Source organism: Mesorhizobium sp. WSM3862, from assembly GCF_002294985.1.
Taxonomy (GTDB): Bacteria; Pseudomonadota; Alphaproteobacteria; order Rhizobiales; family Rhizobiaceae; genus Mesorhizobium.
Genome location: NZ_NSGE01000010.1, coordinates 98,257 through 114,875 on the forward strand (window position 1 = coordinate 98,257; position 16,619 = coordinate 114,875).

Here is a 16,619-nt window from a genome sequence, read left to right on the forward strand (position 1 = left end):
CGTCAAGCCGCTGGTGAACGGCAGCGAGCATATGTTGCACCAAAAGCAGGGAGGATGGGCAAGGGCAATCGCTCTTGCTCGCGAGCCGCCTGCACTCCCTGCAAAGCGGCGGAATGTCCTCCAAGGCTAGATCGCCGGAAAGACGTTGTACGAGATTGTCAGTGGCGTTCCACAAATTCGCTCGCATGCAGTACGGAGTGCAGCGTGACGCCATGTTGGGCTAGCAGGGCCGTAGCTCCCTCGTCACGGTCCACGAGGCAAGCAGCGTCACCCACAATGCCGCCGACGCGGCGAACCTCTTCAGTCGCCTTCAATATCGACTTGCCGCTTGTGGCAACGTCGTCAACGGTCAGGACCACTTTTCCCTGAAGATCCTCCTTAGGCCCAAGACCTTCAATCACATCGCTTGTGCCATGGGCCTTTGGAGCCTTGCGAACGAAGATCGTGTTTATGGGATTGTTCATCACCGAGCTGACAGCCGCCATCGATCCGATTACGGGGACCGCTCCCATTTCAAGTCCGCCGACGTACTCTGCTTTCACTTGCTTAGCTATTTTTAGGAACTCAAGAGCGGCAAGTTGCGCGCCTCGCGCCACCATCATGGTAGGCTTCATATTGAAATAGATGTCGCTCTCTATGCCCGACGAGAGCGTGTAGCGTCCGAATCGAAAAGAGCGCTCACGGACGATCTCGCGGAGTTCGTCCTTGTCGTGTTGGCCGGAATCAACTGGTCTGAATTTCGCCAGTGCCGCCATGGATCAGACCTCGCCCCTAGGGAAAATTTGGGTGCGGCATGCACCTAGTCACTACCGCTATGTGGCTTTTGCAAGTGTTCGCGGGGTGTGTCAATTAATGTCAATACCGGTGCGGCCGTACCCGCGCAGATCCATTATCGTTGTTGGGTGCCTAAAGCGTGATCACGGGCCTCGCGACGGCTGGGTAGCCTTGGCTACCCTTGCCTGATCTCGGCCAGGCACGGGTTTTCTCGACGCGGGCCGTCTCTTTGAGGATTTGGGCGTTTTCATCGTCGTCCCCTGAGTTCCGCCTCGCTCGGCTCCGTTGCGCCAGCTTCTGCCATGTCGGCCCCTCGTGGTGACGATTGGGCAAGGCCGCGCTTATCGTGCAACCTCCTCGTAAGGCGGTAAGTTCGAGCCAGCGAGAATTTCGTTCATCAGCACCGCGGCGCAACATTTGGCTCGCTTGGTCTGACGACCGATCAGCAGGTCCAACCTCGATTGGCCCGAAACAGCGTTTGTCTTTTTGGATCAGCGTCTGGTTATTCCTGCGTTCGCGGCCCAACCCGTCAACACCTTCGCCTTCCCAAAATATCTCCTTCCCGACCCGCCTGGGGCAGCCTCGACAAAGCTGCGGATCGGATGCGTCTCGCTGGTCACACGAGCACCGTCAGGCTCGTGGTCGCCGACCTTTGACCGACTTGGGGATCGGCGAGGGCGCGGTCTCGAATGCGGCGACATTGAACCTGCTCATAGGAGGGCATCCGCTGATGGCTGCAGGACGTGGCGCACGTCCTCGACATAGCGGTGTGACCGCCTTTAGCTGGGTTCTGCGTCTCAAAATCCGGATCTCGTCTCAATCTTCCGCAAGACGGGAGAGACCTCCTGGGACCCGGCTTCCGAAGGCGCCTTTCAGATTCCGGCCGCGAGAAGGGCAAGAGCCTTTTACCGCGCCACGGTCCGTGAACCTGGGTGGCTGGCCATCCTGAGAGAAAATTCGGATGCGGAGCTGCCCGATTAGCCTGCGGCTCATGGCAAGAGGACGGCGACGCGCCAAATCGGCCACCGGCGCAAGGTTTCCCCCTCATTGTCGGATACCCGACAGGAGCACAAACCCGCTATCCGTTGCTTCCTAAAGTTTCCTTCTGGCACGTTTGATGCGGGGGATCTTCCGAAAAACGTATCATTGTGGAGGCGGGCGACTTTGCCGATTGAAACACGGAACAAGACTCGAAAGCATTTCGCTGACCGAGACGCGATTATCGAAGCGGGCGGAGATACGTCGATCCCGTCCACGCCCACAAGTCGTGGACATGAGTGTCGATCGCATCACTTGGCCGGGATCCATGGGCTTCATACCCGACCATATGAAAGCGGGGACAAAATCCAGCAAATCCAGCGGCACCGAAGTCGAGATCGTCCGCGTGGAGACTGAAGCCGATGGCCAGAGCCGATATTCCTCGCGAACATCGCCTATTTGGGAAGCACCTAAAGGAGCAAGACAAGTGGAGCTCTCTTGCATTGGAGTGGGAGCTGGGCCGTCGAATTTGAGCCTGGCGTGCCAGACGCACGAGCAAGTCGGGCAAGGGGCACTGTTCCTGGATCGGCAAGTCGACTTCCGCTGGCACCCAGGCAGCGCATTCGATTCCTCGGAGCTCCAGGTCAGCCACTTCAAGGATTTGATCACGCTGGTGAACCCGCGATCAGCCTATACTTTCGTGAACTACCTGCATGAGAACGGGCGTCTGTACCACTTCCTGAATGCACAGTTCGAAGCCGTGCTCAGAGCTGAGTTCGAGCAATACCTGAACTGGGCCTTCCACAGGAACCCGCTTGTCCGCGGCGGCGAGACCGTGCGCGAAATCCGCTTTGACGGCGAGTTTCGAGTGCGCACCGATAACGCGGTTCTCGGTGCCAGAAACGTCGTGGTCGGCATTGGCAAGCAGGCGCATATTCCGCCTCAGTTTCAGGGCTGGACTGGACGCAACCTTTTCCACTCATCTGAATTGCTGCACATTCATCCTGAGGCGCACAATGGCCATGTCTGCGTGGTCGGCGGAGGACAGTCCGGAGCCGAGGTGCTGTTGCACCTTGTTGGCCTGCCAAAAGAACGGCGGCCTGTCTGGATAACCTGGGTCTCGCAGCGCGAAAACTATCTGCCCATCGACAACAGCCCGTTCACAAACGAGTTGTTCATGCCCTGCTTTTCGGATCGTTTCGCGGCAATGAGCGAGTCGCAGCGCAAGCTGTTCCTGCGGCGCTTCGTGCTTGCTTCGGATGGCATTTCGGAAAGCACGTTGCGCGCGGCCTACCAGGCGCTATACCGTCACGCGTTTCTAGAGCCAAACCGATGCGAAATCACACTGCGGCCGGGCTGCACTGTCTCGCACTGCATCAACGCCGGCGCGGGCCACAGACTCACCCTGCAGCACGGCATGGAGGAGGTCGAAGAAGTCACCGCCGACATCGTCATCCTGGCCACCGGTTACGAGAACGCGGTGCCAGGCTTCTTGGAACCGATCGCGAACCGGCTTGAAAAGATCGACAACGAATTGGCTATTCGCCAAGATTTTTCGGTGTGCTGGGACGGACCGCGTGACAGCCGCATCTTCGTACAGAACGCGAGCCCAGGACAGCGTGGGCTGGCTGATCCGAATCTAAGCCTGCTGGCCTGGCGAGCGCGTCGCATCCTCGACAGCCTTCTGGGGCGCGCGCCGCGTGCCAACCCCGAGCATCCCGGCTTCATCAGCCCTACCTCCGTCGAGTGCTGGTCCGACACCGTCGCAGAAGAAATGGGCAGCGGGATATGACCGGGCGACTGCGGATCACTAGCGGTGGCATCCAAGGAATGATTCCGCCTTCACTGCAGCGGAGGCTGGAGAGCGAGACGCACTTAGCGTCGCCCATAGGCCGTTGAGTACTGTTTCCGTCGACCCACAACCTGACCAGCGCCCGATTGCCCTAGCCGGAATGTTCGACCAACCAGTCTTTCCAACAGGAGGCTTTTCGCATGTTGACTGATGCACAAAGAGAAAAGTGGCGGAAAGACGGATATGTCAGGATCGAAAGCTTCTTCGATCCCGCGGCTGTGGAGCGTATCTCCAGCTTTGTCGATGATATTTCAGGCTGGGGCGTCAGCGATGATAAATGGATGCTGTGGTTCGAGAAGACGACGGACAATCGAAAGATCACCTCTAAGGTCGAGAATTTTCTCGACTTCCATGATCCATTGCGTGATCTACTCCTCGCCGATCAGCGCATTAACTCTGCGGTCGAGGAGCTGCTTGACGAAGGCTCGCGCAGGCTCAAGGAGTTGCTGATTTTCCACTATCCCGACAGCGGCGGCTATCGCCCGCATCAGGACATTTATCACATTCCACACAGGCTCCCGGACCGGATGGTCCATGCGGTCGTCGCCATAGGCATTGACGACTCCGACCCGGACAACGGCGGCCTTTTCTTTAGCCCAGGCAACCACAAGAAGGGAGTATTTTCCATGGATGCCGGTGGGGTGATTGATCCTGAGGTCGCCGAGAAATTCTCCTGGGAACCCGTAGTGTGGAAGGCTGGCGACATCTTCATCTTCGACGATTACGCACCGCATTACTCGCAGCCGAATAAAAGCAATCGTTCGCGGCGAACGCTCTACTTGGTGTTCCAGCGTGCTTCGACCGGCGGACCGACCCGCGCTGAATACAACGTGCTTAAGCGCGCTCTTAATCCGCCCGAGGGCAAAGTGGCCGATCTAGACAATCTCAAGCCGCCAAACGGCATTTTCTATCGCGACTGAGCGAGGCATGCACACGAAACTGATCGACCGCTAAAAATGCGAGGAGCATGGCGTTCTGATTTGTGGGCTGCTGGAGTATCGCCGCAGTCCCGTTACGACGCTTCGGCACGTCGGACGGAGGTAGTCACCGGGCGGTCTTCTTTGACGCCAAATTTCTACTGGCGCGCAGTCTTCGCCCGCCTGTGGGCTAGAGCCGGATTGTTCTCGCGGGGGCCGCCAACCGGTCCGGGCTGCCGCCTCTCTTCGCAACTTGCAACAGAGGCTGTTGCGTTCGCAGCCGAAGATACCACTGCTTCAACGGCTGAGCTTCGTCATGCGCAAATACAGGTTTTCTCGAACGGAGCTGTCGCGAGCGTTCGGTATCGACATGGCCACGCTTGGAACAGGAAGCGCGGGCACCGGGTTTTCATTCGGCAAGGTGGCACCGGGGGTCACATCCGAGCCTCATCGGCACGACGAAATCGAGGCCTTCATAGTCCTATCTGGGGTGGGCAAGGTCAGGACCGACCTTGGGGAAATCCCGGTCAAAGCCGGCGACGTCGTTCTGTTCCACCCCTTTGAAGCGCATGTGCTGTGCAATGATGGGGACGAAGACCTAGATTTCGTCGATGTCTACTGGCGCGACGGCAAGGCCGCCCTCGAAGCTGCTGCACAGGTCGCGGCTCCTCGCAGGCCGATCTTCGTCTTCTCCACGCCGCCGACGCCCAATGGCGATCTGCATCTGGGGCATCTTTCAGGCCCGTATTTTGGCGCCGACGTGTACACGCGTTTCCTGCGCATGAATGGGGCCGAAGCCTACCACCTGACTGGGAGCGACGATCACCAGAGCTACGTCACCACGCGTGCCGATGCCGATCAATCGACGCCCGCAAAGGTGGCGCGCCACTACGCCGACGAGATCAGAGCCACGCTTGCGCTTCTCGACTGTGAGGTCCACAGCTTCCTGCCCACGTTGGGGGATGACGCTTACGCAGAGTTTCAAGCCACGTGTTTCCGCACTCTTCTGAGCAGCACGGCGGTAGATCTGCGCCAGAGCCCTGCGCTATTTGATGCAGTGACAGGCGATTACCTTTACGAACCGGATGTAAGCGGCCTCTGCCCCGATTGCGGCGGCTCCACTAGCGGCAACATCTGCGAGGAATGCGGCGCGCCGAACTTATGCCACGACCTAGGTGCAGTCCGGTCGCGGCACTCGGCCGAGGCGCCGGTGGTCGGCTTCGTGCGCCGTCCCGAACTTGCGCTGGATCGATGCTACGACGACATCGACCGGCATTTAAGGGCGTCGGGCGCTCCCGCTCGGATCATGGACCTCTTCGCGCGTGCACGCCAACGCGGCGACTTTTCCGTGCCCATCACCCACCCCTCGGACTGGGGCCTGCCGGCCGAAGGGCTCCCGGGGCAGGTGATCTGGGTTTGGCCGGAGATGGCTTTCGGATTCCTTTACAACATCCAGGCGCTAGCTCGCTTGCTGGGGCGCGACTGGAATGCGGCGATGCCAAGCAATGACTGGCAGATTGTCCATTTCTTCGGCTTCGACAATTCCTTCTACCATGCGCTACTTTATCCCGCGCTTTACGCTGAGGTGTTCTCCCACTGGAGGCCGCGTATCCGGTATCATGTGAACGAGTTCTATCTGCTCGACGGCCAGAAGTTCTCGACCAGCCGCGGCCATGCGGTCTGGGGCAAGGAGGTTCTGGACCCAAAGACAGTCGACGTCGTGCGTCTCCATTTGGCCCTGACACGACCGGAAGGTCAGCGGACGAACTTCACGCTGGACGCGCTGCGCCGCACCGAGAACGAGATATTTCAGGGGATCTGGCTGAATTGGCTTGATGCGCTATACCGGGACATCCAGCAGGACTTTGGCGGCCGTGTGCCCGACGCAGGCGACTGGGCTCCGGCCGATCGCGCCTTTTTTGCTCAGATAGAGACCCATCGCGCGGCGATGGAACGCGCCTATTCGGACGATGGCTTCTCGCTCCGTCGCGCGGCCGCGCAGGCCTGCGATTTCGTGCGCGATTGCCTAATCTACCGTCAGGCGCAAGACTATGCAGCGACGCGACGTCTCTATCCCGCCCGCACCCGGACTTCGCTCGCGCTTCAGGCTACAGCCGCTGCGATCCTGGCGCAGACACTCGCACCGCTGATGCCCCGATTTGCCAGCATGCTTGCGAGAGGCATCGGCATCTCAACCGAGAAATGGCCTGCGTCCGTCCGGAGCCTTCCGCCAGGGACGATCTTTGATATCGGACCCGTCCTGGGGTTCTACGCGAGATCCGACAATCCTTTGCTCAATGAACCGAAGGCCTTATGACCCATCCGAATCTTGACCAGATCTGTGCGGCATAAGCCGACATCGCTACGGGCCGCCACCAGACAATTGAGACCCACCTGGACCCTCCGATTCAGCGAAGCGGTCGCCGAATGCCCGCAGCAGCGGGTGATCTACGCAGGAAACCTGCAATGCTTCCAAAGCTCTTTCACGAAATATCGGCTGGTGAATGCGGGATTCGCCGTCTAGCGAAACATCATAAGCGGTAACGGCGGCGGGCCTCACCGCCTCACCGACCCGGCCCAAGAAGGAAGGCTCAGCCATCAGCAGGCCAGGACGCAGTGGCTGCAGGCGGGAGCCGGTCGTGGAGATCGCCCGCGCACTTTCGACCGGCCCCGAAATGATGCTGTTAGACGGACCGACGCCAAACATTGCCGCAGGCGAGACAGCCAAGCTGTCTTGGGTTCTCAAGCGTGAGAAGCATGAGTGATGCGTGTCGAAAACCAGACAGCGGCAGGAAACATGTCGGGTTCAAAACAATCGACCGCCTTCGACGCTCAAAGGTTTTCCGAGCTAACCACACACTTACCGCTCGCTAAGCGGGCTGGCACGACCATTGCTGGTTGAGATGCGGCAACAATGGGTGAGGACTAGCCGCATGCGAACGCGCAAGACGAGTGCTGGTCACCGAATCGGTTTCTTCCATTTCTGAGAGGAGAACCGGCTCGTGATAAACGCCCGAAAAGGTGTGAGAATAGAGCTTTGGAGAACAACATGGTGTTGCGTAGGGAGTCCCCGGCTCCTCCGATCAAAGTGGACGACTGGCTGCGTGGCGAGCCCCTCGCCAACTTTCACCCCGGCAAGGTGTACCTCCTAGAATTTTGGGCGACTTGGTGCGGACCCTGTGTGGCGGTGATGCCCCATCTGACGCAGCTGCAGGAGAAATATCAAGACAGCGGATTTGAGGTCGTCGGAGTCGCAGCTAGGGAACAGGGCCCGACCGCGGAGGAGGCGCGGACTAGCTTGGATGCTTGGCTGACAGAGAGGTTCCCGAATCTGAATTATCGTATCGCGTTCGATTACACAGGCGAAATGAACAGACTGTGGATGGAACCCAGTTCATCTCTCGGGATTCCCGCCTCGTTCTTAGTCGACCGCGACGGCCACATCGCTTTCATAGGACACCCGGCGGAACTCGATGACGTTTTGCCGAAACTTCTCAACGGCAGTTGGCGCAACAGCGATGAAGCTCAACGCGCCGATGCAAGGCGGATCGCTACTAACCAATGCACGGCGCGCGAACTAGCGCTGACCGGACCGATTTACGCCAAGCTTCAGCCGGCGATGCAGGCCGAGGATTGGACGGCGGCACTCTCGGCCATCGAAGAAGGCCTCGCCTTAGTGCCCGATTATATCGGGTTCCGAGAAACGCACGCGGATCTAGTGCTTCACAAGCTGCGCGACATGCAGACCGGCTTGCCAGCCATGCGCCAGTTGGTCGAGGACGCCATCGACAAAAAATTCGAGGCCGTCTCTTGGATGGTCATGGCCCTGAACAAACTCTTCGATCCCACGATGGACAACTCTCATATCCCCCGTGCTGAACGCTTCGCGATGGGCGACGAGTTCTCGGAACAGATCCTGACACTGAATCCCCCGCACGGCGAGGGGCCTCTTAAATTCCGGTGGTACGTCCCGGTCGCTCAGTATTATTACGAGAGCGGCAACATGGATCGCGCGATCGAGTTGATCGAGGTGGCGCTGAAATCTCTGGGGAATCCAGGGACGATGCCGGACCATATCAAACAATACTACCTTGCCCCATTGCTCCAAGCCCTGGCCAACTACACGGGTGAGAACGCATGCTCCTGGGATCTTTGCGTGGTTCCGCAAAACAAGGCTGCTGAAAATCAAAGCGCAGTCGCCTGAGAGCGAAGAGACGACAAGTGAAGAATGGTCAATCCGCCAGTTTCTGCGGCGCGCCCGCAGCAAGTATGTCCAGGCAGCACAGGGGTGGATCGTTTGCTCGAGGTCAAGGCTCGAACCTTAGTACCTCTCGCCGGGTCGGCGCGGAAGAGATGTTCGAGGCGAATTTGGCCTATCGGAAGACGTCACGACCCGGGACGTGGTCAGCCCAAGGGATGGCATCGACGTGGGATCGGCCCGGCCAGGTCGGACGTCGGCTGCGCAACCGGGCCCGGAGTTGGCGTACCCGAAAGCACAAATCGAGCACTGAAATCGAGGAAACCAAATGTCGCACGCGGCGCATGGCCTGCTGTCACAAGGACGGCGAGGCCCTTGCCCGCCCGTCCGCCTCCCGCGGTTGATCCGTGCTAGCCTCCCATGGCTCATGCCAAGGGAAATCGGACACCGGGCTGCTGGCCACCGTAGTGGAGCTTGGGATCGAGGAGCGCTCAGACGTGATGACAAAGTCAACAACAGAAATGAAACCGACCGGTGCTCCGGGCGCGTGCTTTTCATGGTCGGGCAGTTCGCCGGTCTGTCGAGGCGTCTATCGATTCGGCTTCGAGACTCTCCGGAAACTCGCGGATACCGGGGCGAAACTGCTCGGCGATGCGACGGCAGCTATTGCCTACCGGGACGTGGCGCGGGCGTGAAGAAACCGATTTTCGAGGAAGGATCATGTCAAATCTGGATGAGATGGCGAAAAAAGTCCGAAAGCTTCAACTGCGCGCGGCAATCGCCAAGACGAATTTGCGCGACCTTGCCGAGGGTCTCCCGGTCAAATGCATTGAGATAGAGGAAGTCGCCGAGAAAACGCACGCCGTTTACGCCGAGCTGGATGGTGCCAGGAGAGAGCTCGCCAAAATGAAGACTTTGCGATGAGCAGCACATTCATCAGCCGGGACGGCTCCTTATGGGTGCCGCAATACCTGACAGCTATAGATGGCAAGATCTGTATTGGCTGTGGCCGCTGTTTCAAAGTCTGCTCGCGCGAGGTCATGCATCTTTATGGCGTCGATGACGCGGGTGAAATCCTCGGCGCCTGCGACGGCAGTGACGACGATTTCGATGGTGAGCTCAATCGCATGGTCATGGTTGTCGACCATGCCGGCCGCTGCATTGGCTGCGGAGCCTGCGGCCGCGTCTGCCCAAAGAACTGCCAGACCCATGTCGCGGCCGACCAGATCGCAGCATGAGCTGCATGATTTGACGAGACGAAATCAGGAGAACGGCATTGCGCTTCATCACCTTTTGTCGGCTCGCCGGGCTGGTCCTGTGCGGCAACGCTGTGACGGTTTACTTCGGCTCGCATTCGTTCCATCTAGCAGTCATCACGACGCTGGGCTGTTCGCTACTTCTTCAGCTGGGCTATTTCGCAAGTGTGCTCTTTCTGATTTGGCGATCCAGCTGCGCTGGCAAAGCCGGGCAAGGGGCTGAGCTTTTCGATAGCGCCCAGGAAGTTCGGTACCAGGCGCGTGACGATGAGCATATGAATGAAACTCAAGATGGGCCACAGCGCAATCAAACGCTCGGCATATCGCTGCTCCTCCCTTGAGGCGCCGTAACAAGATCAGAGCTCAGATTCCTCACTTTGTTCAAGTTGATTCTCGAGGTCAGGAGCACCGAAACGGCAAGCAGGGACGCATCGCTGACTACCTCACCCGCCTTCGTCGTCCTCGACGACTGGGCTATGTCCCCTTCGCCCACACCGACGGGCAGTTTCTTTCCATTTCATCGGTCTGCTCTACGAACGCACCTCCATCAACGCCACCACCGACCTGCCATTCGGCGAATGACCGAGTTCTTTGCCAGCGACGCAAAGTTGACACGGCGCTGCTCGACCGGCTCACCCATCGCTGCGAGATCATGAGCCGGAAACGAATCCTGGCGCTTCAAGAACCGCGCCTGACGCGCCCACCGCCCAAACAATCCGCGCTCGCCGGGGCTGCGCAACCCGACCAGCTCCGCCCGGCGAGCGCTCCTCGTCGCGCTTATGCAAGCGGGGGCTATAAGTCGACGCCGATTGGCAGGTCTCCGCTATGGTGCGTCCCAGAACAGCTGTCCGCATCCTCGGCGACATCGCCGTACCGCCGTTCGAGCTATCGGCATTGCCATGTCGTGCGACGGTCCTGCTGTCGCCCGCTCGCCGTCTCAGGCGAGGATATCTTTCACCCTACTTACCTCCGTGCCGAGGCGACCTGGCCCGCGATGTTTTCGAAGCACCGCCTGAGGTGCGCTCGAGCGCCTCAATCCTCTAAGTCTGGGCTAAGCCGGAAAAACGCGTCTACCCTTCGTTCTTCGTGCGCTCGACGGCTTACTTGCTGGGCGTAACATCGCGAGATCGTGATTGGCCACGGCGCCTCCATGCCGATCGTGGTGATCGCGATCTACTGCCCGACCGCATTCGCCGCGCCATCTCTCGTGGCAGGCCCTCTTGAATTGAAGGTACAGACAGTTCCTCATTACAAAGCCACATCCGCCCTGCCGTCAGCCGGCGAACAGTTCGGGGCTAAAACCTGGTCACCACCAGTTCGCCAGGTCGAAATGGCAGCGAACGACTTTGCGGGTGCGCTCTGGTTCAGACGTAGGTCGATGCCGAGAGGCACGTTCGGCATTGTCCGATAGCCGACAATGTCGGGTACGCAACGTGAGGAAGCTGACTCTCGGGTGATTTTTAGACGCTTTTGGCTTGGCACAGTACATGCTCGCTATTGCGCAAAACGCACGGATTGAGTGGTCCCACCGCGACAGTCGCTAGCTTACGCCACCTCCCAGGGTGAAGCCGGCCCGGCAGAGAGCTCCGTCTCTGCCGGGCATGTCTTTTCAGACGTACTCACGTTCAGAACTTCAAATTAGGCGACGCAATGCCCGGCTGAAGAGGATCGCGTCGAATGAAAAATGATGGCCATTGCGAGGCTCTCCGATGCATGGCCGGAGCGAGAAGGGAGTGTTGCCATGCGGGTGGGTTCACTCATCGTGGTCGTCGACATCCGACAATTGTGTCGGCTTTGTCGGTTTGACGACACAGCCTTGGTTGGCCGGCATCTTGGACGTTTTTGTCTAAGCCGCTGATAACAAACATGCAATTTGTACCCTTCCCCCCGTCATCCAGATTGGCATGAATTACGCTTAATTCCGTTGAGAGGGCGGGAGCAGCTTGCCAGGGAAGAGCGAAGATAGATGGCTCGACAAAATTGAAGGACGGGGATCACAGATTTGTTGCGAATGAATACGTTGCCCGCTGGCGGCCCTGCGTCTGCGGCTAGAGCCTCCGTGCGGTTTGAAGATGCGGCGAGGGACTTCAGTACGCGTGTCGATTACATGATTTGCTCGCGGGTGCAGCAATGGGCGCTGCAGATGTGCATACGGTTGGCGAGCTACGTCCTGTTCGTGATGGCATTCTTCGTCAGCGCTATGACAGCGAACGGACAGGAGACCAGCCTTGTCGGCATTTATCAGGGTTCGGAGCTAACCGCGGCCGCCAACCATCTGGGACAAGGCGGATACGAGCTGTCGGGTGGTACCAAAGTGTCTTTCGACAAGTGGTACCACAGCAAATGGATCGACATGCGATTTGAAATGTTGACGCAGCTGTCGGATGATTTCGGTCTCCTGTGGGGCGCGAGCACCGGCCAACGCGCCGAAAAGGTCCGAATCGACCCAGGTGTGAAACTCGGCTTTATTCTGCAAAAGCGACCGACGCCGTCCACGACGCTTTCTCTCACCGTCAGTTCGATTTTGGGCGGGAATCTGACGGAACGACCTTGCACGGCTGACTATGGCGCCGTCGGCGGCTTCTATACAGTGAATTGCCGTCTGGCCGCCTCGCAACTGCGGCCCTCGGACACGTTGAAATACATGACAAACCTGGAGCCAAGCCGATGGAAACTAGACCTTCGGTTCAGGGGTGAATTTTAGCATGGTGAAAGGCAAGGCCGTAAATTTCGTTGATGAAGAACAATCAGATAGGAAGTTGATTATGCACAAAACACAATTGTCCCCGGTAGGACTCGTTGCCAGTCTTTTCATGGGCCTGCTGACGGCACCCGGTTTTGCTGGTGATCTCGATGCCGGTGTCAGCGGCAAAGGAACGACCGCTACTCCAGCCGCGGAAAGCAGTAGCTCGGGCTGTCCACAAAATGCCGACGGCACGTTTTGCTGGATGAGCCCGGATATTGGTGAAGCATGGACATCAGGCTTTATCGGTTCCGGCGTATCGATAAATGTCATAGATGATTTCAAGGAACAGCCATTTGATGCAGACCTCGGTCGCGGCACGCAGAGGCAGCGACATGGAGAGTGGGTCGCTGAAATTGCCGGCATGGTCGCCCCTGGCGCAAACATATTCAAGTATGACTATCTCGAGGGGTCTTCGATCGGGCTGCAGGACGGCCTCAATATCATCAATGCGAGCTACCGCATCATAGAGCCACTGAGCCAGCATCCGCGCGAGCAGGCGATCGTCGATTCCGCCTGGGCGGGCACTGCCATCGTCACAAAGAGTGCCGACAACCGCAGCAACGAGGTAGGTAGGCCGCACGAAGGGGATTTCGATGAGCTAACCCTCGGGCTGATCGGGGTGCCAACGGCAATCTTCGTGGGTGCGCTCGACCATAATGGCACTCCCGGGAACAAGACGCGGCTGGCCCGATACTCGAATTATCCCGGCTCAAACCCCGAGGTGCGGAACCAGTTCCTGACCGTGGGTGTCGAGGGTGACAAGACTGGCCTATACGGCACGTCTTATGCAGCACCTGTGGTTGCAGGCTATGCCGCCATCCTTGGCAGCAAGTTCACGTCCGCAACTCCGACACAGATTACTAATCAGCTGCTGGATACAGCCAGGACCGATACGCTCGTCGACTACAATCCGGCGACTTACGGCCGCGGCGAAGCCAGTCTTTCGAGGGCGCTGGCACCCGTTTCGATTCACTAGACTGCCACCCTGCCCTCATGCGTCCGAACGTGGGTGGATCGCGGCGCCCAGGCGGTGAATTGCCGTCCGTGGCGTCGCTGCTCCGGCCGGCGGACACATTGAAATGCCTGGCGAACGCTCATCTGAGCCTGCTGAACATCGGTCTCTGGTTCCGAGGTCGTTCTACCCATGGTGAAATGCTTCGTCTTGTTGATGAAGAACAGTTCAAACAGGAGAGTTGAATGCAGATAAAGCGATTGTTGCCGGTGGCGTACCTTGCCAGTCTTGTCCTATGGACGTCGGCACCACCCGGTTTCGCCGATGACCTCCAATCCAGGCTCGCCGGCGATGGCGGGGCTGCGAGGCCAGCCATGGACGGCAGCAGCTCGCGTTGCCCACAAAATGCCGACGGCACCTTTTGCTGGATGAGCCCGGACGTCGGCGCAGCATGGGCCTCGGGTTATAATGGGTCTGGCGTGTCGGTAACTATCATAGATGACTTCACAGGTAACATGGGACAGGTGGGGGATCTCGGCCATGGCTCCCAATGGCGGCGACATGGGCAGTGGGTCGCTCAAGCAGCCGGCATGGTCGCGCCTGGCGCAAACATAACCGAGCTTGACTATTCGGAACAAGTTCCGCTCACGCTGAAGCAGGGCCTCAATGTCATTAATCTGAGGTATGGCCTTGAGGAACCAGTGAGCGGGTACCGGCTTGAGCAGTCGATTGTCGATGCGGCTCGGGCGGGTGCTGCGGTCTTCACAAAGGCAGCCGGCAACGGGTCCGTAGCGGTAGATACCCTTGCCGATGGGGATATTGATTTCCTTGCTCTCGACCTGATTGGGAAGCAATCGGCAATCTTTGTGGGTGCGCTAGAGCGCAATGGCACTCCCGAAAACAAGGCAAAGCTCGCCTCCTATTCGAATTACGCCGGTTCAGATTCGGAGGTGCAGAACCACTTCCTGACGGTGGGCGTCGAGAGCGACAAGACTGGCCTAACCGGAACGTCTGTCGCGGCATCTGTGGTTGCAGGCTATGCCGCCATCCTTGGCAGCAAATTCACGTCCGCAACACCGACACAGATCACCAATCAGCTGGATACAGCCAGGACCGACACGCTCGTCAACTATGATGCGGCGACTTACGGACGCGGGGAGGCCAGCCTTTCGAGGGCATTGGCACCCGTCTCGATCAGGTAGACGAGCACTTCGATCGAGCAGCTGAAACTTCTGTGAGGCGTTGAGCGCCACAAAATCGCCTCGCAGAACTCGGCTCGGCAACTGTGCGGTTCCTGCCGGTCCAATCGCAAAAAAGAAGGCATTGCTTTTTTATCGAAGTCTGTTGATCTGGCGGTCTGGCTGCGCTCGCAAAGACGGCAAAAACGCAGATGCGGACCGGGTGTCGTCGTACGATTCCTGGGTGATGGTCGGCACACCCGCAGCATGCCGACATGTGGATCGCTTCGTCTCAGTCGCAAGGAAAGCGCGGGAAATCCCCAAGGCTCTGACAGGTGGTCGGAGAGCGCGGCCGACTATCCAAGCAGCGCTTATGAGACGAGTTTGGCGTGGCTATTTCACCTGAATGATCATCGCCGGAGAGAATATGCTGGAAAAATTCGAGCGTTACCCGCTCACCTTTGGACCCACTCCCATCGAGAAGCTCGACCGGCTCGGCGAGCATCTGGGCGGTAACGTGGAGATCTATGCCAAACGCGAGGACTGCAACTCCGGTCTGGCGTTCGGCGGAAACAAGCTCCGCAAGCTCGAATACATTATCCCCGACGCGATCGCATCGGATGCCGATACCCTTGTCACCATCGGTGGCGTGCAGTCCAACCACACGCGAATGGTCGCCGCCGTTGCCGCCAAGATCGGCATGAAATGTCTTCTGGTTCAGGAGAGCTGGGTTCCGCATGAGGATGTCGTCTACGACCGGGTCGGCAACATTCTCTTAAGCCGCATCTTGGGAGCAGAGGTGCGCCTGGTCGACGAGGGCTTTGACATCGGCATTCGCCATAGTTGGGAAAAAGCACTCTATGAGGTCAAGGCGAGGGGCGGCAGACCTTATGCGATACCAGCGGGCGCATCTGTTCACCCGAATGGCGGACTCGGCTATGTCGGGTTCGCCGAGGAGGTGCGCGCCCAGGAGAAACAGCTTGGGTTTGCCTTCGACTACATCGTCGTTTGCACTGTCACCGGTTCAACACATGCCGGCATGATCGTCGGGTTCGCCGAGAACGGTCGACGGCGCAACGTGATTGGTATCGATGCCTCCGCCACGCCTACAAAGACAAAGGCGCAGGTGCTTCGTATTGCCCAACATACAGCGATGCTCGTTGAGCTGGGAACGGACCTCGTCGAGGCCGACGTGGTGTTGCTCGAAGACTATGCGTATCCGTGTTATGGCATTCCGTCCGAGGAAACCACGGAGGCAATCCGCCTGTGCGCTCGGCTCGAGGGTATGATTACCGATCCGGTTTATGAGGGCAAATCGATGCAAGGGATGATTGACCTCGTCCAGAGAGATTTCTTTCCAGGCCGATCGCGCGTCCTCTATGTCCACCTCGGCGGCGCGCCGGCGATCAACGGTTACGGCTACACCTTTCGCAACGGCTGACGCTCGACAGGTTTTGACGCGCCGTGTCTGCCGTGACAGCGCTGCGCCAAGTTTGTCCGATGGCCGTTGGCAAACCGCAGTGGGCTGATAACTGCCGCCACCGTGGGGTCTGGCGCTCGCATGCTTACCAGTTTTTGCTTGTGCTCAATGTGGGCTGGAGCCGCATAAGAGACAGCAGACATGGCCGTTTAAGTTATTTGTCATTTAGCGGATGCGGCAATGATCGCCGTGAATCTGATAAATTGCAAACCACGAAAGTGTTGTGCACGCGCTGAGGCATCTACTTGATCTGCTACGGAAGCTGTGACCAAGCGTGCTCGTGGTCGT

The 16,619-nt window shown here is 58.6% G+C and carries 13 protein-coding genes; 12 read left to right on the forward strand and 1 reads right to left on the reverse strand.

Annotation, left to right across the window (positions count from 1 at the left end; all coding sequences use genetic code 11):
* Window positions 1-158 precede the first annotated feature (158 nt).
* On the reverse strand, window positions 159-755 hold the full coding sequence (pyrE, locus tag CK224_RS25575; protein WP_095783689.1) for an orotate phosphoribosyltransferase: 597 nt from the start codon (window positions 753-755) through the stop codon (window positions 159-161).
* A gap of 1,292 nt (window positions 756-2,047) precedes the next feature.
* Between pyrE and CK224_RS25585 the strand changes: the two genes are divergently transcribed.
* The 12 genes from CK224_RS25585 to CK224_RS25645 all read left to right on the forward strand — a co-directional run bounded on the left by CK224_RS25585 (window position 2,048) and on the right by CK224_RS25645 (window position 16,292).
* Complete coding sequence (locus CK224_RS25585; RefSeq protein ID WP_245426200.1) at window positions 2,048-3,544, forward strand: SidA/IucD/PvdA family monooxygenase; 1,497 nt, start codon at window positions 2,048-2,050, stop codon at window positions 3,542-3,544.
* Between the two features lie 200 nt (window positions 3,545-3,744).
* A complete protein-coding gene (locus CK224_RS25590; protein ID WP_095783691.1) occupies window positions 3,745-4,524 on the forward strand; it encodes a phytanoyl-CoA dioxygenase family protein in 780 nt (259 codons plus the stop codon).
* A gap of 313 nt (window positions 4,525-4,837) precedes the next feature.
* On the forward strand, window positions 4,838-6,838 hold the full coding sequence (locus CK224_RS25595) for a class I tRNA ligase family protein (protein ID WP_095783692.1): 2,001 nt from the start codon (window positions 4,838-4,840) through the stop codon (window positions 6,836-6,838).
* 732 nt (window positions 6,839-7,570) lie between these two features.
* A complete protein-coding gene (locus tag CK224_RS25600) occupies window positions 7,571-8,725 on the forward strand; it encodes a TlpA disulfide reductase family protein (RefSeq protein WP_176478020.1) in 1,155 nt (384 codons plus the stop codon).
* A gap of 461 nt (window positions 8,726-9,186) precedes the next feature.
* On the forward strand, window positions 9,187-9,414 hold the full coding sequence (locus CK224_RS30965; protein ID WP_280952277.1) for a DUF269 domain-containing protein: 228 nt from the start codon (window positions 9,187-9,189) through the stop codon (window positions 9,412-9,414).
* A 25-nt stretch (window positions 9,415-9,439) separates the two neighbouring features.
* Complete coding sequence (locus tag CK224_RS25605) at window positions 9,440-9,643, forward strand: CCE_0567 family metalloprotein (protein ID WP_095783693.1); 204 nt, start codon at window positions 9,440-9,442, stop codon at window positions 9,641-9,643.
* A complete protein-coding gene (gene fdxB, locus CK224_RS25610; protein ID WP_095783694.1) occupies window positions 9,640-9,957 on the forward strand; it encodes a ferredoxin III, nif-specific in 318 nt (105 codons plus the stop codon). The genes CK224_RS25605 and fdxB overlap by 4 nt, the downstream gene beginning before the upstream one ends.
* A gap of 38 nt (window positions 9,958-9,995) precedes the next feature.
* Window positions 9,996-10,316, forward strand: a complete 321-nt coding sequence (locus tag CK224_RS25615; protein WP_095783695.1) for an exopolysaccharide production repressor protein — start codon at window positions 9,996-9,998, stop codon at window positions 10,314-10,316.
* Between the two features lie 1,718 nt (window positions 10,317-12,034).
* Window positions 12,035-12,679 (forward strand): hypothetical protein, encoded by a 645-nt coding sequence (locus CK224_RS25630; RefSeq protein WP_245426202.1) that lies wholly within the window; start codon window positions 12,035-12,037, stop codon window positions 12,677-12,679.
* Between the two features lies 1 nt (window position 12,680).
* Entirely contained in the window at window positions 12,681-13,697 is a 1,017-nt protein-coding gene (locus CK224_RS25635) for a S8/S53 family peptidase (protein WP_245426204.1), read from the forward strand.
* A 350-nt stretch (window positions 13,698-14,047) separates the two neighbouring features.
* Window positions 14,048-14,875 (forward strand): S8/S53 family peptidase, encoded by an 828-nt coding sequence (locus CK224_RS31515; RefSeq protein ID WP_245426206.1) that lies wholly within the window; start codon window positions 14,048-14,050, stop codon window positions 14,873-14,875.
* A gap of 403 nt (window positions 14,876-15,278) precedes the next feature.
* Window positions 15,279-16,292, forward strand: coding sequence for a 1-aminocyclopropane-1-carboxylate deaminase (locus CK224_RS25645; RefSeq protein ID WP_095783757.1), 1,014 nt, complete (start codon window positions 15,279-15,281; stop codon window positions 16,290-16,292).
* Window positions 16,293-16,619 lie beyond the last annotated feature (327 nt).